Below are 26,272 nucleotides of genomic sequence, written 5' to 3' on the forward strand. Positions count from 1 at the left end.
TCACGCGCCCCAGGCTCACAACCCCCTGAGCCCGGGGCGCCCGAATCACGACCTCAGGCGTCCGGCAAGGCGAACACGGTCAGCACGCCCCCGAGTTCGGTGTAGTCCTTGAGGGCGGCAAAGGCGCTGACCGCCCCCAGCCCCTCCTCGGGGTCTTCCAGGCCGGCGGCCAGGCCGATGCCCGCCCAACCACCGACTCCCGACAACACGCCCAGGTACTGCTTGCCCTGATGCTGGAAGGTATTGATGTTGCCGATGATTCCCGATGGGGTCTTGAAGCTCCACAGCTCTTCCCCCGTGTCGATATTCACCGCCTTCACATGGCCTTCCAGGGTGCCGTAGAACGCCAGCCCGCCCGCCGTCGCCAGGGCACCGCTCCACACCGCGAAGCGCTCGTCGGTCTTCCAGACGACTTCGCCCTCGACCGGGTCCCAGGCGATGAAGCTGCCCATGCGCCCTTCCTGATCGCCTTCCTGAACCGGCGCCGGCATCATGGTCAGGGTGGCGCCGACATAGGGCTGACCGGCCACGTATTCGGTCTCGTAAGGCTCGTAGTTCATGCAGATGCGATTGATGCCCGCATAGATCAGGCCTGTCTCGGGCGAGTAGGCGCTGGGCTGCATGTTCTTGGCCCCCATGGCGGTGGGACAGATGTCCGTGGTATTGACGTTGACCCCCTGGCGGAAGGTACTGAATTCCTCGTTGACCACCGGGCGCCCGGTTTCCATGTCGTAGTGGCTCGCCCAGTTGGTCTCCGGAGCGAACTTCTCGGCCACCAGCAGCTCGCCGGTCTCGCGATCGAGCAGGAAGCCGAAGCCGGTGCGATCGATGATCGCCAGGCCCTTGCGCTGCTCGCCATTGATCTCGACATCGATCAGCTGGTTCTCGTTGACGCCGTCATAGTCCCACTCGTCGAAGGGCACCTTCTGATAGACCCACTTGACCTGCCCGTTGTTGGGATCGCGGGCAAACACCGTGATCGCCCACTTGTTGTCGGCAGGCTCGCCATCGACGGTCCGCTGCTGCGGATTCCAGCTCCCCGGATTGCCGGACCCGTAGTAGATCAGGTCGAGTTCCGGATCGTAGGTGACCCAGCCCCAGGGGGCGCCACCGCCGCGCTTCCACTCACCCTCGGGCCAGGTGCTCACGCCCAGGTCCGCCTCGCCGATGGGCTTGCCCATCATCAGGGTCTTCTGCGGATCGATCAGCACATCCTTGTCGGGCCCGTTGGAGTAGCCACGCCAGGCCATCTCCCCGGTCTCGGCGTTGTAGGCGGTCATGTGGCCGCGTATCCCGAACTCGCCACCGCTGATGCCCATGATCACCTTGTCGTGCACCACCAGCGGCGACATGGTGTTGGTCTCGCCCTTGGTGTGGTCGCCGTTGCTGGCCTCCCACAGGAGCTCGCCGGATTCGGCGTCCAGGGCGACCAGGGTATTGTTGGCCAGTCCCAGGAACAGGCGCCCGTCGGCATAGGCGAGGCCTCGATTGACGGTGTCGCAGCACATCACCGGAATGACGCGTGGGTCCTGATCCGGTTCGTAGGTCCAGAGGATGCGGCCCTGCTCTTCCAGATCGAGGGCGAAGACCTTGTTGGGGAAGGGAGTGTGGATATAGAGGCGTCCGTCGCCGACATACAGGGGGCCACCTTCATGGCCGCGCAGCACGCCGGTCGAGAATTGCCACATGGCGCGCAAGTCGCCGATGTTGTCACGATTGATCTGGTCCAGCTGGCTGTAGCGATTGCCCTGGTAGTTGCCCAACTGGGTGGCCCAGTACTCTGGGTTGCTCTGTAGTTCAAGCTGATTGTCATTGGCTTGAAGCGTGGTCGCGGCCAGAAGCCCTATGGTCGCAATGGCATATTTCATCTCCCGTAGCATGGCGTTGTCTCCGATGTACTCTTCTCGCCACGGGGCATTCCTGCTCCCCCGGCAAGCTTGTCGTTGTTGTTGCTTTCCAGCAGCACATAAAGAGGTTTAGCACAGGTTAAGTTTTTGCACAGAAAGTAAACGCCTTGCCCAGGCGCAGGGTAATGCGAAAAATTCTTCACGTCGGGACGGCTCGCCGTGATGCTTTTGCAAGGTATTGTTTTGCCCGTTTTTTGTCCTGACTTATATAAGCAAATGTTGCTGACTTATGCCTTCCGGCACGCCATTTAGACTTAGGTCGTAGTGCAAGTGCCGGTCACAGTGCTTTACTAGACAAGTGGAAGCAACGCCCTGCAGGCCACCACGACCACCGGAGAACAACCATGTGGACCAAGCCGTCATATGTCGATCTGCGCCTTGGCTTCGAGGTCACCCTCTATATCGCCAATCGCTGATCATCGATCGCAGGTAAGGCGCTCCGCTCATCGGGGCGCCTTGCGTTGGTGGCGACATCATTCTCCGCCGGGAGTCGTTGCATGCAGGTGCTCGTATTGGGATCGGCGGCAGGGGGTGGCTTTCCACAATGGAACTGCAACTGTCGCAACTGTCAGGGGGTGCGTGACGGCAGCCTGACTGCCCAGGCTCGCACACAATCGTCGATTGCCATCAGCAGCGACGGCGAGCGCTGGCTAGTGTGCAACGCCTCCCCGGACATTCGCACCCAGATCGGCGCCAATCGCGAACTGCATCCCAGGCGCCAGCCCCGGGACACGGGAATCGCCGGGGTGCTGCTGATGGATGGTCAGATCGACCACACTTCCGGCCTGCTGTCTCTGCGCGAGGGGTGTCCGCTGGATGTCTGGTGCACCCCCAACGTGCATCAGGATCTGAGCACCGGCTTCCCGCTCTTTCCCATGCTGAACCACTGGCGGGGAGGCCTTCGCTGGCAGCCCATCCAGGTCGATGCCGCTCACGCCACGGCCTCCTTCACGGTCCCGGCCTGCCCGGGGCTGAGCTTCACCGCCGTGGCCCTGCACAGCAATGCCCCGCCCTATTCGTCGCGACGCGGTTCACCCACCCCGGGGGACAATATCGGTCTATATGTCGAGGATACCCGCAATGGTCGCTCGTTGTTCTATGCGCCCGGCCTGGGAAAGCTGGATGTTGATCTGCGTGGCTGGCTTGAACGCGCCGACTGCGTGCTGGTGGACGGCACCCTGTGGCACGACGACGAACTGTGCCGTGCCGGCGTCGGCCAGGCGACGGGCCAGGAGATGGGCCATCTGGCACTGGCTGGCGAAGGGGGACTATTGAACGAACTCGATACCCTGCCCCGCTCCACACGGCGTATCCTTATCCATATCAACAACACCAACCCGATCCTCGACGAGACCTCGAGGGAGCGGGCCGAACTCGACGCCCGAGGCATCGAGGTGGCTTTCGACGGATTGCGCTTCGAACCCTGAACCAAGGGCACACGGGCAGCGTCTCAACTAGGCTCTGTCCGAAAAGTGTCTGCGCTCGATCATGCGGCGTTGAAAATTGACTCAAGATGCTCATTTACACCGCGTAAACTCCGCTCTTTCGTCAATTTTTGCCTTGCCTGAGCTTCGCTCGCCGACTTTTCAGGCAAACCCTAACAACAAGGCCGGCCCGATAACGAGGCCAGCTGCTTTTCGGGAGGGTCCCCATGCCACCGCTCACACCACCCCTGGCGACATCGCTGGACGCTAGCGAAGGGTCCGGCGGGCCTCAGGATCGCGCCCTCGACCGCGACGCCTTTCATGCCGCGCTGATGGCCAAGGGTGACTATTACCATATTCATCACCCCTATCAGATCGACATGGCCGAGGGCCGCGCTACCCCCGAACAGCTCCGCGGCTGGGTCGCCAACCGCTTCTACTACCAGATCAGCATCCCGCTCAAGGACGCCGCCCTGCTGGCCAACTGCCCGGATGCGGCGGTGCGCCGGCGCTGGATCCAGCGCCTGCTGGATCACGACGGCCACGCCGGCGACAGCGGCGGCATCGAGGCCTGGCTGGCCCTGGGCGAGGCGGTGGGCCTGGCGCGGGTGGAGCTGTGGTCCCAGGAGCATGTCCTGCCCGGCGTGCGCTTCGCGGTGGATGCCTATGTCAATTTCGTGCGCCGTGCCGACTGGCGCGAGGGGGCGATCTCCTCACTTACCGAGCTCTTCGCGCCCCAGGCCCATCGCAGCCGCCTTGATACCTGGCCCCGGCACTACCCCTGGATCGACCCGGCCGGCTATGCCTACTTCCGCAAGCGCCTCGGCGAGGCACGCCGCGACGTCGATCATGGCCTGGAACTGGCCCTCGACCTGTGCACCACCTCGGCGGCCCAGCAACGTGCCCTGGATATCCTGCAGTTCAAGCTCGACGTGCTGTGGAGCATGCTCGATGCCATGAGCCTGGCCTACCAGCTCGATCGGCCGCCCTATCACAGCGTCACCGACCGGCGTGTCTATCACCGGGGGCTGGCATGAACGCCGCGACCGTCTACCGCCTGCGCCCCGGCTGGCGACTGCAGTGGGAAGAGGCCCAGCAACGCCATGTGCTGCTCTACCCGGAGGGCATGGTGCAGCTCAACGAAAGCGCCGGTGCCATCCTGACCCTGCTCGATGGCGAGCGCGACGTTGCCGCGCTGATCAAGGAACTGAACCGGCGCTATCCCCAGGCACCCGCCGAGGAGCTGGCCGAGGACGTGGAAGAGTTCCTGCAGGATGCCTCCAACCAGGGGTGGATTCGTCATGAGTGAGAAGATGAACATCCGACGCGACTCCGGCCAGGGCGCCCCGCTGTGGCTGCTCGCCGAACTCACCTACCGTTGCCCCCTGCAATGCGCCTACTGCTCGAACCCCTTGGACCTTGCCGCCCGCCAGGAGGAGCTGAGTACCGAGGAGTGGTTCGACGTGATGCACCAGGCGCGGGCCCTGGGCGCCGTGCAGCTGGGCTTTTCCGGCGGCGAACCGCTGGTGCGCCGGGACCTGGAGGCGCTGGTGGGCGAAGCCCGCCGACTGGGCTTCTATACCAACCTGATCACCTCGGGGCTGGGTCTCGACGAAGCGCGCATCGAGGCCCTGCGCGCCGCCGGCCTGGATCACATCCAGATCAGCCTGCAGGCGGCGGATGCGGAGGTCGCCGCGGCAGTGGCGGGCTCGCCCAAGGCGCATGCCCGAAAGCTCGCCATGGCCCGGGCGGTCAAGGCCGCCGGCTATCCGATGGTGCTCAACGTGGTGCTGCACCGGCACAACATCGATCAGCTCGACGCCATCATCGCCCTGTGCGCGGAGCTTGGCGCGGACGCGGTGGAGCTTGCCAACTGCCAGCTCTACGGCTGGGCGCACCTCAATCGCGCCGGGCTGCTGCCCAGTCGCGAACAGCTCGAGGCGGCCGAGGCCACCACCGAGCGCTGGCGCGAGCGGCTCGCTGCCAGGGGCCAGGACATGCGTTTGCTGTTCGTGGTGCCCGACTACTATGCCGAGCGCCCCAAGGCCTGCATGGGCGGCTGGGGCGCGATCTTCATGACCGTCGCCCCGGACGGCACGGTGCTGCCCTGTCACAGCGCGCGCATCCTGCCGATGCGCTTTCCCACGGTGCGCGAGCACTCCCTCGAGGCGATCTGGTACCAGAGTACCGCCTTCAACCGCTATCGCGGCGACGACTGGATGCCGGCGCCCTGTCGCGACTGCGACGAACGCCACCGGGATTTCGGCGGCTGCCGCTGCCAGGCTTACCTGTTGACCGGCGATGCCGGCGCCACCGATCCGGCCTGCGCTCTGTCGCCGGACCATCACCTGATCCTGGCCGCACGGGAGGAAGCCGCTGCCGACACGCGCTCGGTGCACGAGCTGACGCCGCGCAACATTCACCAGTCGAGGGTGTTCTGCCGCGAATGACACGGGGTGGCGTGCTTGGCGCCAGGAGGATGCCATGACCGACCAGGCCGAAGTGCCGGGCCTGCCGGCGGGCAATCGTCTCGCCGAGCGCCGGCTCGCCAATGGCGTGCGCACCCTGGCCATCGAGGTGCCCACGGCCCGCCAGGTACGGCTGGTCGCCGCCGTCGGGGTCGGTTATCTCGACGAGCCCGAGACCCTGCCCGGGCTGGCCCACCTGCTCGAACATGCCCTGTTCCTGGGCTCGCCAGGTCATCCTCAACCGGGCGACTTCGCCGCCTGGGTCGGCGAACAGGGCGGACGCTACAACGCCCATACCGGCGAACAGGCCACCGACGTGCACCTGACCCTCCCCCCCGACGCGGGGCAGGCGGGTCTTACGCGGCTGCTCGATCTGGTTCTGCGTCCTTGTCTGCGCGAGATGCTCATCGCCCGGGAGGTCGAGGTGATCGAGGCGGAGTTTCGGGCCCGGCTGAGCGATCCGGAACTGCATCGCCAGAGGGCACGGTCACGGCTCTATCGGCCCTCGCACCCTGCCTTTCGTTGCCATCACGGTCACCGGCAGAGCCTGGGCAACGACCTCCCGGCCCTGCTGGCCGCACTCAGGACCTTCCATGCCCAGCATTATCATGCCGAGCGCCTGAGCCTGGTCATGCTCGGTCCAGAGCCGGTCGATCGCCAACTCGCACTGCTGGCAGCGGCTGGCGAGATTCCCGGCGACACCGCGGGCCCGCCTGCGATCCTGCCCGCGCATCCCTGGCGCTGGGCGGAACCCGCTCGGGTGCAATGGTCCCTGCCCGAGGGGCAGCCGACCGCGACGCCGGTGCTGGAGATGATCTGGCCGCTGCCCGACCCATTGACACCCGAGCAGCGGTGGGTCGGCGAACAGCTAGCCCAAGCCCTCGCCGATGGCAAGCTGGCCGCGACCTTGCAGCCGCACCTCGCCCTCCTCGATCTGGAGGCCCATCTCTCGACGGAGAGCGGCGCTGCCCTGGGCCTGACGCTGACCTTGCGCGAGGAGCCGTCGTCTCGCCATGTCGAGACACTGCTCGCCACCTGCCAGAGCCACCTGCAACGCCTGGTGACCCGTTTTGCGACGGAACCCCCTGGCCCGTCGTCGTCAGCGCTTCACGACCTCGATGCCTGGCCCAGGCAACTGGCCTGCCGCCTGGCCACGGGGCAGCCCGCAAGACCCTCACCGCCGAATTCAGCCGCGGCTGCCGAGGCCACCGTCGAACTGGAAGGCTGGCTTGTGCCCGAACGTTGTCGCGTACTTGAAGCACTACCGACCCCGGCAAGGCTCCATGAGAGCATCGCCGAGACGGGCACCCGGTTTTGCCGCTGCCCTCCGGGGCCTTTTTCAGCGGCCTGGCCAGTGCGTCCGGCACCACCTCTCGCGCCTCATCGCTTGCAGCAGGATAGTGCTCCCGTCGCGCCCGGCACGATCCTCGACGACGAGGCACTTCTCGTGTGGTGGGGCGGCGGGCCACCCCCTGCCGATGCCTTCTGGGGCCTGGCCTGGCCGGCCCCCATGGCAGATCAGCCGGCACGACTGATCGAGTGGCGACGCAGGACGCTGGCCCTGCGCCAGACGGCCCAAGCCCTGGGCCTGCACCTGAGCCTGGGCGGCGATGGCCGAGGCGACTGGCTGCTGGCAACGGGGGACGCCGCACGCCTCGAATCCTGCCTCGCCCAGGGGCTGGCCGCGTGGCCGACCACACCCGATCTCGCGCCGTCTCTTCCTTCCCCGGGATTGCTCGCCCAGCGCCTGCTGGCCCTTCTGGACACCCTGGCCGCACCCCGCCGGGACGATGACTCGCGGATCATCGCCTGGGCCGGCGGTACCCTGGGCGCTGCCCAGACCCTGGCCGGGAGCCGACGGCTGAGCGAAGGGTTCGCTGGTTCGTCGACGCCGGACCTGCCAAGCCCGGAGGCGACTTCCCAGGCGCTGGAGCCAGAGGGCCAGCCCATTCGCTGGCTGCCACCCCAGGGCGGCGACCGCGCCGTGATGCTGCAGGTCGATGCCCGCGACGACAGTCCGACGAGCCGGGCGCTCTTCCAGCTGCTGGCGCAATGCCACGATGCCGCCTTCCAGCAAGCGCTGCGCCAGCATCAGGGGCTCGGCTATGTCGCGGCGGTGCGCTACCGCGAGGGGAGCGGCTGGCCCCGGTTGGGTTATGTCGTGCAGTCTCCCCACGCCGATATCAACGTTCTTAAGCACGCCGTGAGCGACTTCCTCGCTCGCCAGGGCGTCATGCTGGCAGCGCTCGATGCCGCCGTCTTCGAGCGCCGACGCGCTGGCCTGGCAAGCGCCTGGGGGCCGCCGGAAACGCCTGGGGAGGCCATGGCCCGGGCCTGGCAAGGCGTACGCCGCAATGGCGATCCGGCGCCTTGGCTTCTGGCCCGGGAGGCCCTTGCCGGGCTGACCGTCGAGAGACTGATCGCCCAGGCGACGGCGCTGGTCGAGGGCCGCCTGACCTGGCAATGGTGGGCGCACTCGCCGGTGGGCCTAGGCAGCTCGGAAATCAGGGATCAACTATAGTGAAACGACCGGCACGAGCCCGGTGGAGGACACGACCATGAGCCTAGCGCATCTGGTGAATCGCGGCTGGCAGTGGCTGACAGGGAAGACAGCGCCCGCAAGCACCTCACAAACGACACAATCCTGGACGGAAGCGACAACGACAACAGCACCGGAAGGGGGAAATACGATGAGCACGATCAGCATTCATCCGGCGGTGGACAAGGGTGTCGCGGCGGGTAGCGACGACTTCGGGGGCGGCAAGCTGCATTGCCATTGCAGCGACCGCCAGGTCGAGGTCACCGTCGAGGCGCAATGCGCCCACAACCATGTCTGTGGCTGCACCAAGTGCTGGAAGCCCGACGGGGCCTTGTTCTCGATGGTGGCGGTGGTGCCGCGCGATCGCCTCAGCGTCACCGCCAACGAGGATAAACTGGAAGTGGTCGATGCTTCGGCCGCCATCCAGCGCCATGCCTGCAAGGCGTGCGGTGTGCACATGTTCGGGCGCATCGAGAATACCGACCACCCCTTCCACGGCCTGGATTTCATCCATACCGAACTTTCGGATGAGAGGGGTTGGGCCGCGCCGGAGTTCGCGGCATTCACCTCCTCGATCATCGAGTCCGGTACTCCGCCGGATGAGATGGGAGCCATTCGCGCCCGGCTCCAGGAGCTGGGGCTGACTCCCTACGACTGCCTGTCACCGCCCCTGATGGATGCCATCGCCACCCATACCGCCAAGGCCAAGGGCGTGCTCTGACGTCGGGATACGGTTTCCCCGGGCTCGCCAGCGGCAGCCCGGGGAAAAAGCGTTTCTTCACTCCTTCCGACTGGCTTCGGCCGCGGCTTCGCGGGTTTCTTCCTGATCACTCTCGTCGCTCTCCTCGTCGGCGACATGTCTGAAGTTCGACGACGAGGAAAAGTTGCGCTCGTTGAGACTCTGCATCGTCTTGCGTAGCTTGCGGCGCTGCCAGGGCGACGACAGGCGCTTGGTGTCCCAGGTGGCCGGGGTCAGCGAGCAGAAATTGTCATTGTCGAACAGATCGAAACTGCGCTCGGCGCCGATCGGCATGTCCTCGGGGCCGTAGACGCCGATCAGGCGAATGGTCAGACGCTGGAAGCGCAGGTCGCCCGTGGGGCGATGCCCTTCCATTTCGATGCCCTCGTCCCGGGCCAGGCGCTTGATCAGCTCCGCGAAGGTGCCGATGTGCAGGAAGTCACCGGACTCCAGCGGCCCCTGGCGGGTATTCTCCCTCACCCCGCCCAGCCCGGGGGAGGTGTCTCTCTTCCTGTTTTCGTCGCCCTCGGTGTACTCCTGGTCGAAGTCGGTGACATCCATGGTGATGGTGCCTTCCGAGGTCTCCAGGTCGGCGATGATGTATTCGATGAAGATCGCCTCGGCGCTCATGTTGCTGATGATGCAGAGCGCCTCGATATCCTTCTTCTTGCCTCGGTTGATGATCAGGCGCGGGCGGCGCTGGCGGCGAAAACCCATGTACAGCAGCTGCGCGTAGGCCAGCCAGATGATCAGGATGCCGAGGTTGGTGAAGAAGCTCAGCACCTTCGAGTTCTGGGAGATCCATTCGAGCATAAGCGTCCTTGTCCTTTTCTCTATTGCCTCTACGGGACGACTTCCATCATGTGCCCCAGGTGTCTAGGAAAGGGCACACCGTGACCGGAAGCATACCCCTTTCAAGAGCGGGCTTCTCTAGCCTGTAGCAATGATAAGGCAAAAGCGGAAATGCCGTGGGGCGGCAGGCGGGGCGTTGACGAACAACGTTCTTGAATCTACTCCTCCACCCGGCTGTATCTTTTTTAAGACACTATAAGGCACTGATATGAAATGAAATTTATTATTGTCGCGTTATGGCGTTGCCAAATGGCGACGTTTTATGGCTGTCCCGGGTCACCTTTTCATCACCCGCCTTGTCCGACCACCCTCATGCCAAATTTAAGCTTTTGATATTGTTGGTTTTTTAAAAACATGGCATCCGGTTCGCTATATTATAGTCAGACAGCGAGAGCTTCTCGCTTCAGGTTCACGATTCATCTGGTGTATCGACGGGTAGATCAGATCAATCAAACCGGTTTTTCAATTCCCTGCGTACCTTGGGCTGCTCTAGCAGCCCATTTTTTTGTCTTTTTTTCGCCGTTTTTGCTGTCCGCACGAGCCAGCGCGTTCTTTCCCCGGGGCAGGCATTCTAATACCTTAAAATCGTAAATCTAGTTCTTTCCGACTTGCAGGGACTGCTTCCGACAACCCGAAAGCATGGATTTCCCCCTTTCTTAATCCAGATGAAATAACTGCCTGGCGGACACTCTTACGATGGACAGGCGGTGGCGAGCAGGGTGTCGGCATCGCCGCATCAAAGGGTGCCCGACAGGCGATGCCTCTGCAAGGACAAGCAGGACACCGACCAGGAAGGGTCAACACCCTGAGCCACCGCACCATGACCGCAAGATACGCGAAAGCACCCCGGCAAGAGGGTGCTTTCTTTCATGCGATGCCCCAATCAAGGGATGTGGCGAATACCTAAACCACCGGTGTCAACCATTCTGCATTCAGGGTCTGCTTGCCCTTGACCAGGTCGAAGTACATCGTCTGGATCTGCTCGGTGATCGGGCCGCGACGCCCCTCGCCGAGGGTGCGACCGTCGAGTTCGCGAATCGGCAGGACCTCGGCGGCGGTGCCGGTGAAGAACGCCTCGTCGCAGATGTAGACCTCGTCCCGGGTGATCAGCTTCTCGCGCAGCTCGTAGCCCAGCTTCTCGGCCATGTGGAAGACGGTGTTGCGGGTGATGCCGTTGAGGCACGACGTGAGCATCGGCGTGTAGATGATGCCGTCCTTGACCACGAACAGGTTCTCGCCGGACCCTTCGGCGACGTAGCCCTGGGGATCGAGCAGCAGCGCTTCGTCGTAACCGCCGCGTTGCGCCTCGGCCAGGGCCATCATGGAGTTGATGTACTGCCCGTTGGCCTTGGCTCGGGTCACCGAGACGTTGACATGGTGCCGGGTGAAGGACGAGGTCTGCACCTTGATGCCCAGCTCCCGGGATTCTGGCGACATGTAGGACGGCCACTCCCAGGCGGCGACGATGACATGGGTCTGGAGGTTGTCGGCCCGCAGCCCCATGCCCTCGGAACCGAAGAACGCCATGGGTCGCAGGTAGGCCTCCTCGAGACCGTTCTCGCGCACCACGGCGCGGCTGGCGTCGTTGATCTGCGCCTTGCTGAAAGGCATGGGCATGCCGAGAATCTTGGCGGAGTCGAACAGGCGATTGGTATGCTCCTTGAGCCGGAAGATCGCGGTTCCCTGCTCGGTGGCGTAGGCCCGCACCCCCTCGAAGCAGCCCATGCCGTAGTGCAGGGTATGGGTCAGCACATGAACCTTGGCGTCGCGCCAGGGCACCATCTCGCCATCGAACCAGATCAGACCATCGCGGTCGGCCATCGACATAGTACTTTTCCTTCGTTGTTCAACGTGTAGCTGGGCGTTATGAAAGCGGACCCTGCGGGCATCCCTCGCAAGCGTCTAGGTGGCGTCCTGGCTCGCTTCGGGCTCGAGCCAGCGCCGCCAGACGCGGTTGACCACCTGGCGACACTCCCGGTACTCCTTCGCGTCGACCCGGGTGCCGCTCTTGGTCAATGCATTGCGATGCGCGGCATGCCGATAGGCCAGGTAGGCATCGCGCAGGTGGCGGGCGTCGTCGGCTGCCAGGCAACCGCTCGACTCCAGGGTCTCCAGAATACGAATATTGTCGCTCCAGGCCAATAGATCGGGGGTCTCGAATCCCCGGGACAGCACCGCATACTGGCACAGGAACTCGATGTCGATCATGCCGCCGGCGTCATGCTTGATATCGAACCCGCCCTGCTCCCGCTCGCTCGCGCTGCTGCCATGGTGTTGACGCATCTTGTGGCGCATCTTGACCACTTCCTGGCGCAGCAGCTCCGAATCACGCTCGCGCCCCAGCACTTCCCGGCGAACCTCGTCGAAACGCTCGGCCAGTTCCTGACCGCCGGCCACGGCCCGGGCACGCACCAGGGCCTGATGCTCCCAGGTCCAGGCGTGCTGACGCTGGTAGTCGGCAAAGGCATCGAGGCCGGTGACCAGAAGCCCCGAGTTGCCCGAAGGGCGCAGGCGCATGTCGACCTCGTAGAGGGCACCGGCAGGGGTGATGGCCGTCAGCAGATGGATGATGCGCTGCCCCAGGCGGGTGAAGAACACGCTATTGTCGATGGCACGCTTGCCGTCGGTGGCGCCCTTGGGGGCCGCATCGTGGATGAAGACCAGATCGAGATCCGAGCCGTAGCCGAGCTCGATTCCCCCCAGCTTGCCGTAGCCGACGACCAGGAAGTCGGGCTCGCGGTGCCGAGTACCGTCCCGGCGCTGAGGCAGGCCATGCTTGTGCGTCAGGTGCCGCCAGGCCATCACCAGCACCTGCTCGAGCACCACCTCGGCGATGAAGGTCAGGTAGTCGCTGACCTTCATCAGGGGTCGCGCCCCGGCGATGTCCGAGGCAGCCACGTGCAGCACCTGGGCGTGCTTGAAGATGCGCAGCGCCTCGAGCTGGGCCTCCTCGTCCTCTTCGGGAATTCGCCCCAAGGCCTGGCGCAGTTCGTCGGTCAGGCGGGCCTTGTCGGCGGGCGAGTAGAGAGTCTGCGGGGTCAGTAGCTCATCGAGGAGCACCGGGTGGCGGGCCAGCTGCTCGGCGATCCAGGGACTCGCCGCGCACAGCGCCACCAGATGGTCGAGGGCGTCGGGGTTTTCGCGCAGCAACGCCAGATAGGCCGTGCGCCGCAATACCGACTCGACCAGGGGCAGGACGCGCTCGAGCCCGGTGTCCGGGGCGTCGCTCTGGGCCACGGCGGAGAGCAGCAGGGGCATCAGCGCATCCAGGCGCTCCTGGCCGATCTGCTGCATGCCCTGGACCGCACGCGAGCGGCGCAGTGTCGCCAGGCGTCGCGCCGCCAGCTCGGGGGCCGTGAAGCCGGCGCTCTCGAGCAGATCCTGCCCCTCCTCTTCCGTCAGCTCGCCACGCCAGGCGGCACGCCACTCGTCCAGGGGGATCTCGTCGTCGCGTTGCGCCTCGGCGTTTTCGATGGGCGCGTCCGCCTCCTCTTCCGGGTCGGCGATGACGGCATCGAAATGGCCGCGAATGCGTTCGCGCACTTCCTCGAGTCGCGCTTCAAGGGCCGTCCAGTCATCGTAGGATTGCTCGGCATGGCTCATGGCCAGTGCCAGACGCTCCCGCGCCGATGGGTCCTCCGGGAGGGTCTGGGTCTGGCGATCTTCCTGGGCCTGGAGGGCGTGTTCGAGATCGCGCAGGAAGACGTAATCGGCCTCGAGGTCGTCGACCACCCCCTGGGGCAGCAGTTCCAGCGCCGGGAGGCGTTGCAGTGCCGTCTTCAGCGACGGCACCTGCAGTTCGGTATCACGGCCGCCACGGATCAGCTGGAAGACCTGCACCACGAACTCCACCTCGCGGATGCCGCCGGGGCCCAGCTTGATGTTGTCGAGGCTGTCGCGACGGCGCACCTCGCGGTTGATCAGCGCCTTCATCTCGCGCAGCGATTCGATGGCACCGAAGTCCAGATAGCGGCGATAGACGAAGGGACGCAACCTGGCCAGCAGCTCGACTCCGGCATCGCAATCGCCGGCAACCGGCCGGGCCTTGAGCATCGCATAACGCTCCCACTCCCGGCCCTGGTCCTGGTAGTAGCTGGTCAGCATGTTGAAGCTGCCGACCAGCGGACCGCCCTCGCCCAGCGGGCGCAGGCGCATGTCGACGCGAAAGACGAAGCCTTCGGCGGTGATCGTGTCCAGCGCGGCGATCAGCTTCTGACCGATGCGCGTGAAGTATTCCTGGTGGTCGTATTCGCGCTTGCCGCCCTGGGTGGCGCCCTTCTCGGGAAAGGCGAAGATCAGATCGATGTCCGAGGAGAGATTGAGCTCGCCGGCCCCCAGCTTGCCCATGCCGAGCACCACCAGGCGCTGCGGCGAGCCGTCCTCCCGGGGCGCCGGCGCCCCCCAGCGCCGCTGGAAGTGCGACTCCAGCCAGCCCAACGCGCCCTCCAGACAGACCTCGGCCAGGCGCGAAACGCTGGCTGCGGTATCCCACATGCCGTGGCCCCGGGGGCGGTTGAGATCGCGCCAGACGATACCCAGCATGCGCGCCCGGCGGAAGCGCCGAAGCGCCGCATGCATCTGCGCCTCTTCCTGGATACCATCGAGCACATCGGCGAGGGCCTGGCCGAGAACCTTTTCCTCGAGCGGTGCATCCAGCTCTCCGTCCGCGTCCAGGGCAGCAAGCCACTCGGGATGACGTATGAGGATCTCGGCCGCGAATTCGGAGCAGGCCAGCACCCGAGCCAGCTCCTCGCGACGCGTCGCCGACAGCGCCTGCCAGACGTCGCTCGGCGGCTCCGCCCCCTGGCGTTCGGCGAGCTCGTCCGCTCGGGCCAGGCTGTCGCTCAGTCGCTCGGCTACCCTGGCCAGCGAGGCATGCAGCGCGTCGGGAATGTCCGTCAGCGGTAGGAAAGAGTCGGGCAACGCCATGAAGCTCCCGTGCAGGTCGCGAATCGAATATCCTCAGCATAGCGAAGGGCGCACCGGGGCAGAAGGGAATCGGGCGCTTTTGTGGCCTCGTCCAAGGAAGAGAAGAAGCGATTTATGCGACATCTGGACCTGCAAGTGATCGAGCACGCGTTGCGCTGGGCCAATGCCGGTGAGGCCGTCTGGCTATGCACGGTACTGGCGACCTTCGGCTCGTCGCCTCGGGAACCTGGCTCGATGCTGGTCGCCAGGGCGGATGGTCGCCATGTCGGCTCGCTCTCTGGCGGATGCGTCGAGGAAGATTTTCTCGAACGGCTGCAAGCGGGGGATTTCGACACGCCGGTCTCGGTGATTCGCTATGGCGAGGGGGGCATCGATCATCCCGAGGTCACGCTGCCTTGCGGCGGCATCCTCGAAGTGCTGATCGAACGATTGCCCCCCGTCGATGCCAACCTGATTCATCTCGAGGTGCTGCAGGCCGCCCTGCTCGGGCAGCGGTCGCTGATTCGCCGCGTGCGGCTCGACGATGGGCGGACGAGCTTCGTCGAAGGCCCAGCCCAGGGGCCGCGAGTGGAGCGGGACGCCGAGAGCGCGCGGCTGCGTGTCGGCCCGGCGCTGCGCCTGATCATCGCCGGTATCTCGCCGGTCTCGGCGGCCTGCGCCGAGTTCGCCCGTGCCCTGGGTTTCGAGGTGATCGTCTGCGATCCGCGAGACGAGGCACGGGCGGCGTTCGAGGTGCCGGGGGGCGGGGCCGGAATCGAGGTGCAGGCGGTGCTGCCCTCGCTGTTCATCGCCTCGGGAGGCTGCCATGCAGCCACCGCCGTGGTGGCGCTGACCCATGACCCGCGCATCGACGACCTGGCGATGATCGAGGCCGTGCGTACACCGGCATTCTATATCGGCGTGATGGGGTCCAGGCGCACCTCCGAACAGCGCGCCGCGCGCCTGCGGCGCTCCGGCGGGCTGGAGGAGACCGATATCGCGCGAATCCACATGCCCGTCGGCCTGGCCCTGGGCAGCAAGACACCGGCGGAGATCGCCCTGGCGGTCATGGCCGACATCCTGCGTGTTCATCGCGGGCAGCTACGCGATGCCTTGTGAGCCAACGCGTGACGACCGGCGGGTGATCGCCCTGGTCATGGCCGCCGGCCGGTCACGCCGCTTCGGCACCGACAAGCGTCGCGCCAGGATGGCCGACGGCCGCTCGCTGCTTCATGCCACCCTGGCCCTGGCGAAGGGCAGCTTTGCCGACACCTGGGTCGTCGTTGGCGACCGGGATGATACCACCGAGCTGGGAATCGACAGCGACATCCACGCACTACACGCCCCAGGCGACGACATCGGGCTCGGTACCAGCCTGGGTATCGCCTTTTCCGAATTGCGTGTCAACGCCCCCCGAGCCCTGGCCGCCGCGGTGATGCTAGGCGACATGCCCTGGGTGTCGCCGGATACCTGCCGACGACTGATCGCGCAGGCCCAATCCGAACGCATCGTGCTGCCCCGTCATCAGGGGCGCACCGGCCATCCCATACTCTTCGGGCGCGTCTTCTGGCCGACCCTGGCCCGCTTGCACGGCGACCGGGGCGCCCGTGACCTGCTCAGGCAGTGGGGCACGTGCTGGAAGGTCGTCGAGGTAAGCGACCCGGGCATTCACCGCGACGTCGATGTGCCCTCGGACCTCGACATCTAGGCTGCCAGCTTCTGCCACAGCAACAGACCCCAGATCGTCCCGGCCATGATCAGCGACAGCATGACCGCCGCCGACCCGATGTCCTTGGCCCGACCGGACAGCACATGATGCTCGGGACCAATGCGATCGATGGCGGTTTCCACGGCACTGTTGAGCAGCTCGACGATCAGCACCAGGAAGCAGCTGCCGATCAGCAGCGCCCATTCGACCGACGTCTCGCCGACCCACCAGGCGAAGGGCAGCAGCAACAGGCAGACCACCAGCTCCTGGCGAAAGGCCGCCTCATGCAGGAAAGCCGCCTTGAGACCCTTGAAGGAATAACGGGTCGAATGCACCAGATGGCGCCAGCCGGTCTCGCTCGATTTCATCTTGCAGATCCCTAAAGCCTGTCGTGGCTGCCTAGTCTATCCAATTCGGCTGTTCAATTCGGCCCCGACATTGTCGGCGCGGGTGCTACCGGTCTAGCCTGTAGGGACCCTCTATCGATCTTCCAGGAGAACGCCATGCCCCGCGTGCTGATGCTCAGAGACCAGGAACCGCGCAGCCAGGTCGAGGAACTCGGTGTCGACCAGCTCCCCGACCGTTCGGTCAGCGTCGATATCGACTATTCCGACCTGAACTACAAGGACGCCCTCGCGGTGACCGGCAAGGGCAAGATCGTGCGCGACTACCCCTTCGTGCCGGGGATCGATTTCGCCGGCACCGTGCGAGAATCCCACAGCGACCGGTATGCCCCCGGCGACAAGGTGATCCTTACCGGCTGGGGCGTGGGCGAGCGCCACTGGGGCGGCTTTGCCGAGACCATGAACGTCGATGCCGAGTGGCTGGTCCCCTGCCCCGAAGCCTTGTCGCCTCGCGACAGCATGCTGCTGGGCACGGCGGGCCTGACCGCCATGCTCAGCGTGATCCGCCTCGAGCAGGCCGGGCTGGCCGCCGGCAGCAAGGTACTGGTCACCGGGGCCACCGGCGGCGTGGGCAGCTGGGCGGTGCAGATGCTGGCGCAACTGGATTACGAGGTACACGCGGTCACCGGCAAGGCGGATCAGCATGCGTGGCTGAAGGAGCTGGGGGCCAGCGAGATCGTCGATCGCAGCGAACTCGATGGCGACACTCGCCCCCTGGAAAAGGGCCTCTGGGACGGCGCCGTGGATACGGTGGGCGGCAAGGTGCTGGCCAGCGTGCTGGCACGCATGACCTACCAGGGGCGGGTCGCCGCCGTGGGGCTGGCCGGCGGCACCGATCTGCCCACCACGGTGATGCCGTTCATCCTGCGTGGCGTGGCGTTGCTGGGAGTGGACAGCGTGATGGTGCCCTTCGAGCAACGCCAGGCGGCCTGGCAGCGTCTGGCTGCGCTGCCGCGGGACCTGTTCACGCGGATGCATGTCGAGGAGGTCGGCCTCGGCCAGGCCGCCACCCAGGCCGAGGCCATGCTCAAGGGCAAGACACGGGGTCGGGTGCTGATCAACCCCCATCAGGATTGATGGCCAACATGCCGCCGTTTCGTCGATCTCTCCCGCGGGCGGCGGCAACTCGGGCACTGCGACGGGGTTACCCTTGGTAACTTTGAGGAGGTTTGCGCTAAAATAGCGCCCCATTCCACCCATGACCCGTCGGGCCACCGCTCATGCCCCTTCGCATCGCCATCAACGGTTACGGTCGCATCGGCCAGTGCGTGCTGCGCGCCCTGATCGAGCGCCCGGCGGCGGATCTGCAGATCGTGGCGATCAACGAACTGTCCGATCTCGACACCATCGCCTACCTGACGCGCTACGACACCACCCACGGCCGCTTTCCCGGACGGGTCGAGACCCGGGACGGCCAGTTGATCGTCGACGGCCACCCGATCAGCATCGTCTCGGAGCCCGACCCCGAGCGCCTGCCCTGGCACGAGCTGGGCATCGACCTGGTGGTGGAGTGCTCCGGCAGCTTCAAGGATCGCGCCACCGCGCAGCGCCATCTCGATGCCGGTGCCCGGCGACTGCTGTTTTCCCAGCCCGCCGAACCCGATGTCGACATCACCCTGGTGGGTGGCATCAACGAGCATGAGCTGACCCGCGAGATGCACATCGTCTCCGCCGCCTCCTGCACCACCAACTGCCTGATCCCCATTCTCACCGTGCTCGACGAGGCGCTGGGCATCGAGCATGGGGTGACGACGACCATTCATTCGGCGATGAACGACCAGCCGGTGATCGATGCCTACCATCGCTCCGACCTGCGCCTGACCCGTTCGGCCATGCAGTCGATCGTGCCCGTCGATACCGGCCTGGCCCGGGGCATCGAGCGCCTGATGCCGGGGCTCGCCGGACGCTTCGAGTGCCTGCACGTGCGCGTGCCGACGATCAACGTCTCGGCCATGGACATGGCGATCTGCGTACGCACCCCGACCACCGCCGCGGCCGTCAACGCCCTGCTGCGCGAGGCCAGCGAGCAACGCCTGGCCGGCCGACTCGGCTACACCGAGGAGCCCATGGCCTCGGTCGACTTCAACCACGACCCGCGCTCGGGTATCGTGGACGCCACCCAGACCCGGGTGGCCGGCGGCCATCTGGTGAAGCTGCTGAGCTGGTTCGACAACGAATGGGGGTTCGCCAACCGCATGGTCGATGTCGCCGAGCGCATCGCCGGGCTCGATGCCCGTTGACGTCCCGGTTCTTGCCCCCGAGCGGTAGCGGTTTGCAACGACGAGCAACCATGAAGAGGAACGTGCCACATGAACGTGCGCAAGATGACCGACCTGGACCTCGCCGGAAAGCGTGTCCTGATCCGCGAAGACCTCAATGTCCCGGTCAAGCAGGGACGTGTCACCAGTGACGCCCGCATCCGGGCCTGCCTGCCCACGATCCAGGCGGCACTGGAGGCCGGCGCTCGGCTGATGCTGATGAGCCACCTGGGCCGCCCCACCGAAGGCGAACCTGCCGAGGAGTTCTCCCTGGCCCCGGTGGCCGACCGCCTCGGCGAGTTGCTCGACACGCCGGTATGGCTCGAGAAGGATTATCTGCAGGGCAAGGTCGATGTCGCCGAAGGCGAGGTGGTGCTGCTCGAGAACGTGCGCTTCAACTCGGGCGAGAAGAAGGACGACGAGGCCCTCTCACGCGCCTACGCCCAGCTCTGCGACGTCTACGTGATGGACGCCTTCGGCACCGCCCATCGTGCCCAGGCCTCGACCCATGGCGTGGCCCGCTTCGCCCCCCAGGCCTGCGCGGGACCGCTGCTCGCCCAGGAGCTGGAGGCCCTGGAGAAGGCCCTGGCCACGCCGGCACGACCGATGATCGCCATCGTCGGCGGCTCCAAGGTCTCGACCAAGCTCGAGGTGCTCAATGCCCTCTCCGAGAAGTGCGATCAGTTGATCGTGGGCGGCGGCATCGCCAACACCTTCATCGCCGCCGCGGGCTACAAGGTCGGCAAGTCCCTCTACGAGGCCGACCTGGTCGATCAGGCACTGACGCTGATGGAGCGCGTCGATATCCCGCTGCCCACGGATGTCGTGGTCGCCACGGAGTTTTCCGAGGCCGCCAACGCCACCGTCAAGGGGGTGGACCACATCGCCGACGACGAGATGATCCTGGACATCGGCCCGGTGACCGCCGAGCGCTTCGCCGCCCTGCTCAAGGATGCCGGCACCATCCTGTGGAACGGTCCGGTCGGGGTGTTCGAGATCGACCAGTTCGGCCAGGGCACCGAGACGCTCTCCAAGGCCATCGCCGCGAGCAGCGCCTTCTCCATCGCCGGGGGCGGCGACACCCTGGCCGCCATCGACAAGTACGACATCGAGGATCAGGTCTCCTACATCTCCACCGGAGGCGGCGCCTTCCTCGAATACGTCGAAGGCAAGCCGCTTCCCGCCGTGACCGCACTGCAGAAAGCCGCCACCAGGTAACCCCGGCATATCAACCCCGCCGGGCAGCCCGCCCGGCATTCACTTTCAGGAAAACCCGGATTCATGGCCCTCATCAGCCTGCGTCAACTTCTCGATCATGCCGCCGAACACGGCTATGGCATCCCCGCCTTCAACGTCAACAACCTCGAACAGATGCGCGCCATCATGGAAGCCGCCGATCGCACCGATTCGCCGGTCATCGTCCAGGCGTCCGCCGGCGCTCGCCAGTACGCCGGCGCCCCCTTCCTGCGCCACCTGATCCTCGCCGCGATCGAGGAGTTCCCGCACATCCCGGTGGTCATGCACCAGGACCACGGCACCAGCCCCGGGGTCTGCCAGCGTTCCATCCAGCTCGGCTTCTCCTCGGTGATGATGGACGGCTCCCTGGAGGAGGATGGCAAGACCCCGAGCAGCTACGCCTACAACGTCGAGGTCACCCGACGCGCCGTCGAGATGGCGCACGCCTGCGGCGTCTCCGTCGAGGGTGAGCTGGGCTGCCTGGGCAGCCTGGAAACCGGCCAGGCCGGCGAGGAAGACGGCATCGGCGCCGAGGGCAAGCTCTCCCACGAGCAGTTGCTGACCGACCCGGAAGAGGCCGCCGACTTCGTCGCCAAGACCCACGTCGATGCCCTGGCCATCGCCATCGGCACCAGCCACGGTGCCTACAAGTTCACCAAGCCGCCCACCGGCGACACCCTGTCGATCTCGCGCATCAGGCAGATCCACGAACGCATCCCCAACACCCACCTGGTGATGCACGGCTCCTCGTCGGTGCCCCAGGAGTGGCTCGAGATCATCAACGAATTCGGCGGCCAAATTCCCGAGACCTACGGCGTCCCGGTCGAGGAGATCGTCGAGGGCATCCGGCACGGGGTACGCAAGGTCAACATCGACACCGACCTGCGCCTGGCTTCCACCGGCGCCGTGCGGCGCTTTCTGGCCCATCACCCGGCCGAATTCGACCCGCGCAAGTTTCTCAAGGAAACCGTCACCGCCATGCGCGACGTCTGCATCGATCGCTTCGAGGCCTTCGGCACCGCCGGCAATGCCAGCCGGATCAAGCCGATCACGCTGGAGGCGATGTTCGAGCGCTACGCCCGGGGGGAACTGGATCCACGGGTCAACTGATCGGCGTCGCCTGGCGACGACCACCACCTAGCGACTGACCCATGGTGACAAGGTAGGCGGAGCTGTTCTATTCCCCGAACCAGCGCGTCAAGGTCGCCCGCGCCTTGGCGACGTGCTCGTCCTTGACGTGCGCGGCTACCACGGCGAGCGCGCCGACCAGCACCGAGACATCGTCGGTGTAACCGGCCAGAGGCGTCACATCGGGAATGGTATCCAATGGAAAGATGAAATAGCCCAGGGCGCCGTAGATCGTGGTTTTCGCCCACACCGGGGTGTCCGGGTCCTGGGCCGAGTAGTAGAGCTTCAGGCCCGGCGCGAGAGTCATTCTTCCGGCCTTGCGGGCGTAGCGGGTCGCCTTGTCCCAGAAGGCTTCGTCGGAATAGTGTGCCTCGTCGCCCCGGCTCGCGCATTGCCCCGCCGGCTCTTCGAGGGGTACCGGAAGTGCACGCTCCCGCTCTCTGGCATCATGCGTCAGTCGTTTCGTTTCCATAGGCGTCTCACGGCTGGCTCGAACAGGCCTAGTCAGTGATTCAATCATCACCCACACTAGCATAGGCCATCAACAAGGGACGTATGTCCGCTGGACTCAAGGAGGAGTCATGTACTGGTTAGGGCCGTGCCTGGTCGTGCTGGGTGCCTTCTTGTGGGGTGTATCGGGGGGCCTGGGGGGCTTGCTGATCGACAGGGGCTGGGGGCCGCTGATCACCGTGTTCTACCGCGGTGCCACCGGCTTTCTCTTTGTGCTGGTCTGGCTGATGTGGCAGCCGCGCCAGAACCTGAAGATCGACAGCCACCTGATCTTGTGGTCGATCCTTGGCGGGCTGGGCGTCACCGGCAACCTGACCTTCTATCTCATCAGCATCTCGGAAGTGGGCGTGGCCGTCGCGGCGACGCTCATGTACCTGGCGCCTGTCTATGTCTACCTGGCAGCCTTCCTTACCGGCGTCGAGCGTTCGACGATCCCCAAGTGGCTGGCCATCGGCGTCACGATGCTCGGTATCGTGCTGTTGACCGATGTGCTCAATAGCGCCACCTCCACCATCACCCTGCTAGGGGTGACGGCCGGGCTGCTGTCGGGGCTCTGCTATGCGCTGTTCATCTTCGTCTTCAAGCATGCCGCCGCACGCGGTGGTCGCCCGCAAACCATATTGAGCATCAGCTTGCTGTCCTTCACGCTGCTGCTCCTGCCCTTCCTCGACTATCCGCGGTTGGTCGCGGCGAGTCTCTCCTCCGATGTGGTCTGGTTCATCCTGACCGGCCTGTTCGGAGCAGGAATCGCGTTTCCCGTGTATTTCATCGGCTTGCGCACCACCTCACCCCCCGTGGCCTCGGTCATTGCCATGATCGAGCCGATCACGGCCGCCCTCATGGGGGTAGTGATTCTCGGCGAGACGCTCAGCCTGCTGCAATTGGCGGGAATGGTGCTGATCCTCATCCCCGTCACGCTGTTGAGCACTCGCCGAATTTGAAAGGCATCGCGCGGAAACGATGCCGGGAGGACTCAGCGCACCCGTCGTTCGAGTACTTTGCGCGTGCGATGGCGGCTGCGCGCGCGGCGTACCGCTTCGCTGCCCGCCCGGCGACCGACGATGCGTGCCACCCCGACCATGATGCCGGTAGAGGCTCCCCACAACAGGGCATGGCGCCACCGCACATCGGGATCGTAGGGATCCAGGGGTGGCTTGCCGATCTTGCGTTCGTAGGCCTTGCGCGCTCCGTTGCGCGCCGCTACCCCGGCGGTGATCGCCATGCCGGTACTGATCAATGACCAGAGCGTTTCGCGTTTCATGCTGCCTCCCGTCCTTGCGACAACCGTGGTGATTCTTGCAATTCGTTCTATCATCCTATCCCCGTGGCGACCAGACTCTGCCCTTGAATCGAACGAATCTCGTCTCCACTGTCCAAGGCATGCAGCCAAAGAGGGATATCTTTCAACCGCTATCTCTCCGAAACAGCGTCAAGGAGGATGACATGAGCCGCAAGACATTGATTGCCACCAACCCCGCCAACGACAAAGTGCTGGGTGAGCACGAGATGCTCGATGCCGCGGGCATCGCGGAGAAGCTCGACCAGACGCGCCGAGGCTACGCGGAACTTCGCGAATTACCGGTCGCCGAGCGTGCCCGGAAGCTTCATGCCCTCGCCGACCTGATCGACGAACGACAGGCGGAAATCGGCGAGATCATCTGCCACGAGATGGGCAAGCCCTTCAGTCAGGTCATTGCCGAGACCAAGATCTCGTCGGCCATCGTGCGCTTCTATGCCGATCATGCCGAAGAGTTCATGACACCCAAGACGAAGGAAGTGCCCGGCGCGCAGAAGGCCGAGATCGTGCGGGATCCGATGGGCGCGGTGCTGGGGGTCATGCCCTGGAACTACCCGCTCTATCAGGTGGTACGCTTCGCGGCGCCCAACCTGGCGGGCGGCAATGCCTGCCTGCTCAAGCATGCCTCCAACGTGCCCGGGAGTGCCAAGCTGATCACGCGCCTCTTCCACGATGCAGGCTTCGAGGAGGGCACCTTCACCTGGTTGCCGGTCTCATCCAGCGAGATCGATGGCATCATACGCGATCCGATCGTCTGCGGCGTCACCCTCACCGGAAGCGACGCGGCTGGCAAGGCCGTGGCCAAGACCGCCGGCGAGGAGATCAAGCCCAGCGTGCTGGAGCTCGGCGGTATCGACCCCCTCATCGTGCTCGACGATGCGGACATCGACAAGGCGGTGGAGCTGGCGATCGACGGCCGGTTCGACAACACCGGCCAGAGCTGTGCGGCCTCCAAGCGCCTGATCGTGCTCGAGCCGATCGCCAGGCGCTTCACCGAGAAGCTGATCGACCAGGTCCAGAAGCTGCGCATCGGCGATCCCATGGACGAGAACACCGATATCGGTCCCATGTCGCGCAAGGACCTACGCGATGACCTGCACGATCAGGTTCAGCGTGCGGTGAAACAGGGCGCCCAGATCGAGACCGGCGGCGAGATCCTCGACAGGCCCGGTGCCTGGTATGCGCCGACGGTGCTGACCAATGTCGCCCCGGGCAATCCGGCCTTCGACGAGGAACTGTTCGGGCCGGTCGCCTCGGTGATCGTCGCTCGCGACGTGGAACACGCCATCGAGTTCGCCAACCACAGCGAATACGGGCTGGGAGGCACCGTGGTCGGCCAGGATGTGAAGCGCGCCGAACAGGTCGCACGTCGATTGAACGTGGGCATGAGCTTCGTCAACCGTCCGACCACGCCCTTCGCCCAGTTGCCCTTCGGGGGCGTCAAGAAGAGCGGCTACGGTCGCGAGCAGAGCGAGTACGGCTTCGGTGAGTTCATGAACGTGCGCACCGTCTTCATCGCCGAGTAACCTTCCGCCGCAGGCCGCCGTGCAGATGTCGCGGGGGCCTGCGGCTGCTTTCGGCCGACGGAGCATCGAGAATGGCGACCACCGAGGATCGCTGCATAGCGGTCGCCCTGGTATATTGCGGCGCAGCAAACTATAGTCTATTCCTTGATTCAAGCCGTACCCGACGAAGACGGCCCCCTTCCCCCAACCCGGTACACTCCCATGACACGATCCCCCCATATCACGACCCTCGTGCCCTTTACCCCCGCCGCCATGTTCGACGTCTGGAAGGTCGGCGTGATGGCCTTCGAACTCTGGACCAGCTCGCTTTCTACCATCGCCATGCGCAACAACCTCTGGTACACCCAAGTGCCCACCAGCGCCAGGATGATGAAGGAAAACCAGCGCATGGTGACCGAGAAGCTCGATGCGAGCCTGGAAGTGGCCATGGAAATGAACAAGGCCATGTTCGGCATGTTCACGGGCCAGCATGCCCCCTGGTGGGTCACCAGCAGGCGTACGCTGCAGCCCTTCCACCGCCGCACTACCGCCAATTCCCGCCGACTGTCCCGGTAGGCCTTCCTTGAATGTCCGAGCGAACGGTTCACCCGTGTTGCTCGGCAATTCGCTCGGCGATCCCGCAACTCCCTTTCCGGTTGGTCATTTGTCAGGGCGGCCCGGTGCTATCTACAGTTACATCATGCCCAAGGAAAAGGAGCGCAACATGATGTCATCGCCACGCCCTGCCTCGCGGCGCTACCTGGCACCCGGTATCACCGCGGCATTACTGCTGTCCATCGCGGCTAGCGCCAGCGCTCAGAGCGCCACCCGGAACGCCGCGCCGATGATCAGTGAACAGGAACCCTATGGCCGTTATGTCACCGACAGGGAAGGCCATAGCCTGTACCTGTTCGAACAGGACGAGCCGGGTAGCGGCATCAGTACCTGTACCGATGCCTGTGCCAACGCCTGGCCACCCTACGTCACCGACGAGTCGCCCGAGGCCGGCGAGGGCATCGACGCGTCCAAGCTCGGCACGATAGAACGGGACGGTGGCACGAAACAGGTTACCTACGCCGGCTGGCCCCTCTACTACTTCAACGGCGACAAGCAGCCCGGCGATGCCCTGGGCCAGGATGTGCAGCACCTGGGCGCCGAATGGTATCTCGTTTCTCCCGAGGGGCAGATGATCCATCAGGGCGGTCGCACCGAAGCCGACGGCGAGAACCAGGACAACCAATGAACCAGCATCGCTGGAACGCCGCCCCGAAGCAGTTCCTGGACGACTCGCTCGCCGCCCGGCCTCGGGGGTGAGCCGCCACTCATCTTTTATTATGAAGAGACAGCTCCAGACAATTTCGCTACACTGTTCGAAAACACTGTTCAAAA

General features: G+C 65.1%; 24 protein-coding genes. 17 read left to right on the plus strand and 7 right to left on the minus strand.

Annotated features, from left to right (window positions below; translation table 11 throughout):
* Window positions 1-53: 53 nt before the first annotated feature.
* Complete coding sequence (locus BUA41_RS11950; RefSeq protein ID WP_072823131.1) at window positions 54-1,880, minus strand: methanol/ethanol family PQQ-dependent dehydrogenase; 1,827 nt, start codon at window positions 1,878-1,880, stop codon at window positions 54-56.
* A gap of 371 nt (window positions 1,881-2,251) precedes the next feature.
* Here BUA41_RS11950 and pqqA point away from each other — a divergent pair, with 371 nt between their 5' ends.
* From pqqA to gfa, 7 genes are all read left to right on the plus strand, one after another.
* The gene (pqqA, locus tag BUA41_RS11955; RefSeq protein ID WP_072823345.1) at window positions 2,252-2,323 is read left to right on the plus strand and encodes a pyrroloquinoline quinone precursor peptide PqqA; all 72 of its coding nucleotides are present in this window, start codon (window positions 2,252-2,254) and stop codon (window positions 2,321-2,323) included.
* A gap of 81 nt (window positions 2,324-2,404) precedes the next feature.
* On the plus strand, window positions 2,405-3,334 hold the full coding sequence (pqqB, locus tag BUA41_RS11960) for a pyrroloquinoline quinone biosynthesis protein PqqB (protein ID WP_072823133.1): 930 nt from the start codon (window positions 2,405-2,407) through the stop codon (window positions 3,332-3,334).
* A gap of 224 nt (window positions 3,335-3,558) precedes the next feature.
* Complete coding sequence (gene pqqC, locus BUA41_RS11965) at window positions 3,559-4,368, plus strand: pyrroloquinoline-quinone synthase PqqC (RefSeq protein ID WP_084671488.1); 810 nt, start codon at window positions 3,559-3,561, stop codon at window positions 4,366-4,368.
* Window positions 4,365-4,640 (plus strand): pyrroloquinoline quinone biosynthesis peptide chaperone PqqD, encoded by a 276-nt coding sequence (pqqD, locus tag BUA41_RS11970; RefSeq protein WP_072823135.1) that lies wholly within the window; start codon window positions 4,365-4,367, stop codon window positions 4,638-4,640. Before pqqC ends, pqqD begins: the two co-directional genes overlap by 4 nt.
* A complete protein-coding gene (gene pqqE / locus BUA41_RS11975; RefSeq protein ID WP_072823138.1) occupies window positions 4,633-5,781 on the plus strand; it encodes a pyrroloquinoline quinone biosynthesis protein PqqE in 1,149 nt (382 codons plus the stop codon). The genes pqqD and pqqE overlap by 8 nt, the downstream gene beginning before the upstream one ends.
* Window positions 5,782-5,815: 34 nt before the next feature.
* Window positions 5,816-8,320 carry an insulinase family protein gene (locus BUA41_RS11980; protein WP_072823140.1) on the plus strand — a complete coding sequence of 835 codons (2,505 nt, stop codon included), beginning with the start codon at window positions 5,816-5,818 and terminating at the stop codon, window positions 8,318-8,320.
* A gap of 169 nt (window positions 8,321-8,489) precedes the next feature.
* The gene (gfa, locus tag BUA41_RS11985) at window positions 8,490-9,059 is read left to right on the plus strand and encodes an S-(hydroxymethyl)glutathione synthase (protein ID WP_072823142.1); all 570 of its coding nucleotides are present in this window, start codon (window positions 8,490-8,492) and stop codon (window positions 9,057-9,059) included.
* Between the two features lie 57 nt (window positions 9,060-9,116).
* Here gfa and BUA41_RS11990 read toward each other — a convergent pair whose 3' ends face one another.
* The 3 genes from BUA41_RS11990 to glnE all read right to left on the minus strand — a co-directional run bounded on the left by BUA41_RS11990 (window position 9,117) and on the right by glnE (window position 14,858).
* Complete coding sequence (locus BUA41_RS11990; protein ID WP_072823146.1) at window positions 9,117-9,890, minus strand: hypothetical protein; 774 nt, start codon at window positions 9,888-9,890, stop codon at window positions 9,117-9,119.
* A gap of 942 nt (window positions 9,891-10,832) precedes the next feature.
* Window positions 10,833-11,756, minus strand: coding sequence for a branched-chain amino acid transaminase (locus BUA41_RS11995; protein WP_072823148.1), 924 nt, complete (start codon window positions 11,754-11,756; stop codon window positions 10,833-10,835).
* Between the two features lie 75 nt (window positions 11,757-11,831).
* Entirely contained in the window at window positions 11,832-14,858 is a 3,027-nt protein-coding gene (gene glnE, locus BUA41_RS12000) for a bifunctional [glutamate--ammonia ligase]-adenylyl-L-tyrosine phosphorylase/[glutamate--ammonia-ligase] adenylyltransferase (RefSeq protein WP_072823150.1), read from the minus strand.
* Between the two features lie 114 nt (window positions 14,859-14,972).
* On the opposite strand from glnE, the gene BUA41_RS12005 reads away from it, so the two are divergent.
* Window positions 14,973-15,956 (plus strand): XdhC family protein, encoded by a 984-nt coding sequence (locus tag BUA41_RS12005; protein WP_072823152.1) that lies wholly within the window; start codon window positions 14,973-14,975, stop codon window positions 15,954-15,956.
* A complete protein-coding gene (locus BUA41_RS12010) occupies window positions 15,946-16,545 on the plus strand; it encodes a nucleotidyltransferase family protein (RefSeq protein ID WP_072823349.1) in 600 nt (199 codons plus the stop codon). The genes BUA41_RS12005 and BUA41_RS12010 overlap by 11 nt, the downstream gene beginning before the upstream one ends.
* Here BUA41_RS12010 and BUA41_RS12015 read toward each other — a convergent pair.
* A complete protein-coding gene (locus BUA41_RS12015) occupies window positions 16,542-16,913 on the minus strand; it encodes a diacylglycerol kinase (RefSeq protein ID WP_072823154.1) in 372 nt (123 codons plus the stop codon). The genes BUA41_RS12010 and BUA41_RS12015 overlap by 4 nt on opposite strands.
* A gap of 135 nt (window positions 16,914-17,048) precedes the next feature.
* Between BUA41_RS12015 and BUA41_RS12020 the strand changes: the two genes are divergently transcribed.
* From BUA41_RS12020 to fba, 4 genes are all read left to right on the plus strand, one after another.
* Window positions 17,049-18,026 (plus strand): MDR family oxidoreductase, encoded by a 978-nt coding sequence (locus tag BUA41_RS12020; protein ID WP_072823156.1) that lies wholly within the window; start codon window positions 17,049-17,051, stop codon window positions 18,024-18,026.
* Between the two features lie 143 nt (window positions 18,027-18,169).
* Window positions 18,170-19,189, plus strand: coding sequence for a type I glyceraldehyde-3-phosphate dehydrogenase (locus BUA41_RS12025; RefSeq protein ID WP_072823158.1), 1,020 nt, complete (start codon window positions 18,170-18,172; stop codon window positions 19,187-19,189).
* A gap of 69 nt (window positions 19,190-19,258) precedes the next feature.
* The gene (locus tag BUA41_RS12030; RefSeq protein ID WP_072823160.1) at window positions 19,259-20,425 is read left to right on the plus strand and encodes a phosphoglycerate kinase; all 1,167 of its coding nucleotides are present in this window, start codon (window positions 19,259-19,261) and stop codon (window positions 20,423-20,425) included.
* A 63-nt stretch (window positions 20,426-20,488) separates the two neighbouring features.
* Complete coding sequence (gene fba, locus BUA41_RS12035; protein ID WP_072823162.1) at window positions 20,489-21,553, plus strand: class II fructose-bisphosphate aldolase; 1,065 nt, start codon at window positions 20,489-20,491, stop codon at window positions 21,551-21,553.
* A gap of 67 nt (window positions 21,554-21,620) precedes the next feature.
* Here the strand turns inward: fba and BUA41_RS12040 are convergent, their stop codons facing one another.
* The gene (locus BUA41_RS12040; RefSeq protein WP_072823164.1) at window positions 21,621-22,043 is read right to left on the minus strand and encodes a YkvA family protein; all 423 of its coding nucleotides are present in this window, start codon (window positions 22,041-22,043) and stop codon (window positions 21,621-21,623) included.
* A gap of 109 nt (window positions 22,044-22,152) precedes the next feature.
* Between BUA41_RS12040 and BUA41_RS12045 the strand changes: the two genes are divergently transcribed.
* Entirely contained in the window at window positions 22,153-23,022 is an 870-nt protein-coding gene (locus BUA41_RS12045) for a DMT family transporter (protein ID WP_072823166.1), read from the plus strand.
* Window positions 23,023-23,054: 32 nt separating this feature from the next.
* Here BUA41_RS12045 and BUA41_RS12050 read toward each other — a convergent pair whose 3' ends face one another.
* On the minus strand, window positions 23,055-23,342 hold the full coding sequence (locus BUA41_RS12050) for a DUF4235 domain-containing protein (RefSeq protein WP_072823168.1): 288 nt from the start codon (window positions 23,340-23,342) through the stop codon (window positions 23,055-23,057).
* Window positions 23,343-23,524: 182 nt separating this feature from the next.
* Here BUA41_RS12050 and BUA41_RS12055 point away from each other — a divergent pair, with 182 nt between their 5' ends.
* The 3 genes from BUA41_RS12055 to BUA41_RS12065 all read left to right on the plus strand — a co-directional run bounded on the left by BUA41_RS12055 (window position 23,525) and on the right by BUA41_RS12065 (window position 26,126).
* Window positions 23,525-24,904, plus strand: coding sequence for an NAD-dependent succinate-semialdehyde dehydrogenase (locus BUA41_RS12055; RefSeq protein ID WP_072823170.1), 1,380 nt, complete (start codon window positions 23,525-23,527; stop codon window positions 24,902-24,904).
* A 201-nt stretch (window positions 24,905-25,105) separates the two neighbouring features.
* On the plus strand, window positions 25,106-25,459 hold the full coding sequence (locus tag BUA41_RS12060; protein ID WP_072823172.1) for a hypothetical protein: 354 nt from the start codon (window positions 25,106-25,108) through the stop codon (window positions 25,457-25,459).
* Between the two features lie 148 nt (window positions 25,460-25,607).
* Complete coding sequence (locus tag BUA41_RS12065; protein WP_072823174.1) at window positions 25,608-26,126, plus strand: COG4315 family predicted lipoprotein; 519 nt, start codon at window positions 25,608-25,610, stop codon at window positions 26,124-26,126.
* The last annotated feature ends 146 nt before the right edge of the window (window positions 26,127-26,272 follow it).

It is taken from the genome of Modicisalibacter ilicicola DSM 19980, assembly GCF_900128925.1.
In the GTDB taxonomy this organism is placed as follows: domain Bacteria; phylum Pseudomonadota; class Gammaproteobacteria; order Pseudomonadales; family Halomonadaceae; genus Modicisalibacter; species Modicisalibacter ilicicola.

Coding starts and splice junctions, on each gene's coding strand:
- BUA41_RS11950 (WP_072823131.1), bottom strand. CDS start 1,880: ATGCTACGGGAGATGAAATATGCCATTGCGACCATAGGGCTTCTGGCC.
- pqqB (WP_072823133.1), top strand. CDS start 2,405: ATGCAGGTGCTCGTATTGGGATCGGCGGCAGGGGGTGGCTTTCCACAA.
- pqqC (WP_084671488.1), top strand. CDS start 3,559: ATGCCACCGCTCACACCACCCCTGGCGACATCGCTGGACGCTAGCGAA.
- pqqD (WP_072823135.1), top strand. CDS start 4,365: ATGAACGCCGCGACCGTCTACCGCCTGCGCCCCGGCTGGCGACTGCAG.
- pqqE (WP_072823138.1), top strand. CDS start 4,633: ATGAGTGAGAAGATGAACATCCGACGCGACTCCGGCCAGGGCGCCCCG.
- BUA41_RS11980 (WP_072823140.1), top strand. CDS start 5,816: ATGACCGACCAGGCCGAAGTGCCGGGCCTGCCGGCGGGCAATCGTCTC.
- gfa (WP_072823142.1), top strand. CDS start 8,490: ATGAGCACGATCAGCATTCATCCGGCGGTGGACAAGGGTGTCGCGGCG.
- BUA41_RS11990 (WP_072823146.1), bottom strand. CDS start 9,890: ATGCTCGAATGGATCTCCCAGAACTCGAAGGTGCTGAGCTTCTTCACC.
- BUA41_RS11995 (WP_072823148.1), bottom strand. CDS start 11,756: ATGTCGATGGCCGACCGCGATGGTCTGATCTGGTTCGATGGCGAGATG.
- glnE (WP_072823150.1), bottom strand. CDS start 14,858: ATGGCGTTGCCCGACTCTTTCCTACCGCTGACGGACATTCCCGACGCG.
- BUA41_RS12005 (WP_072823152.1), top strand. CDS start 14,973: ATGCGACATCTGGACCTGCAAGTGATCGAGCACGCGTTGCGCTGGGCC.
- BUA41_RS12010 (WP_072823349.1), top strand. CDS start 15,946: ATGCCTTGTGAGCCAACGCGTGACGACCGGCGGGTGATCGCCCTGGTC.
- BUA41_RS12015 (WP_072823154.1), bottom strand. CDS start 16,913: ATGAAATCGAGCGAGACCGGCTGGCGCCATCTGGTGCATTCGACCCGT.
- BUA41_RS12020 (WP_072823156.1), top strand. CDS start 17,049: ATGCCCCGCGTGCTGATGCTCAGAGACCAGGAACCGCGCAGCCAGGTC.
- BUA41_RS12025 (WP_072823158.1), top strand. CDS start 18,170: ATGCCCCTTCGCATCGCCATCAACGGTTACGGTCGCATCGGCCAGTGC.
- BUA41_RS12030 (WP_072823160.1), top strand. CDS start 19,259: ATGAACGTGCGCAAGATGACCGACCTGGACCTCGCCGGAAAGCGTGTC.
- fba (WP_072823162.1), top strand. CDS start 20,489: ATGGCCCTCATCAGCCTGCGTCAACTTCTCGATCATGCCGCCGAACAC.
- BUA41_RS12040 (WP_072823164.1), bottom strand. CDS start 22,043: ATGGAAACGAAACGACTGACGCATGATGCCAGAGAGCGGGAGCGTGCA.
- BUA41_RS12045 (WP_072823166.1), top strand. CDS start 22,153: ATGTACTGGTTAGGGCCGTGCCTGGTCGTGCTGGGTGCCTTCTTGTGG.
- BUA41_RS12050 (WP_072823168.1), bottom strand. CDS start 23,342: ATGAAACGCGAAACGCTCTGGTCATTGATCAGTACCGGCATGGCGATC.
- BUA41_RS12055 (WP_072823170.1), top strand. CDS start 23,525: ATGAGCCGCAAGACATTGATTGCCACCAACCCCGCCAACGACAAAGTG.
- BUA41_RS12060 (WP_072823172.1), top strand. CDS start 25,106: ATGACACGATCCCCCCATATCACGACCCTCGTGCCCTTTACCCCCGCC.
- BUA41_RS12065 (WP_072823174.1), top strand. CDS start 25,608: ATGATGTCATCGCCACGCCCTGCCTCGCGGCGCTACCTGGCACCCGGT.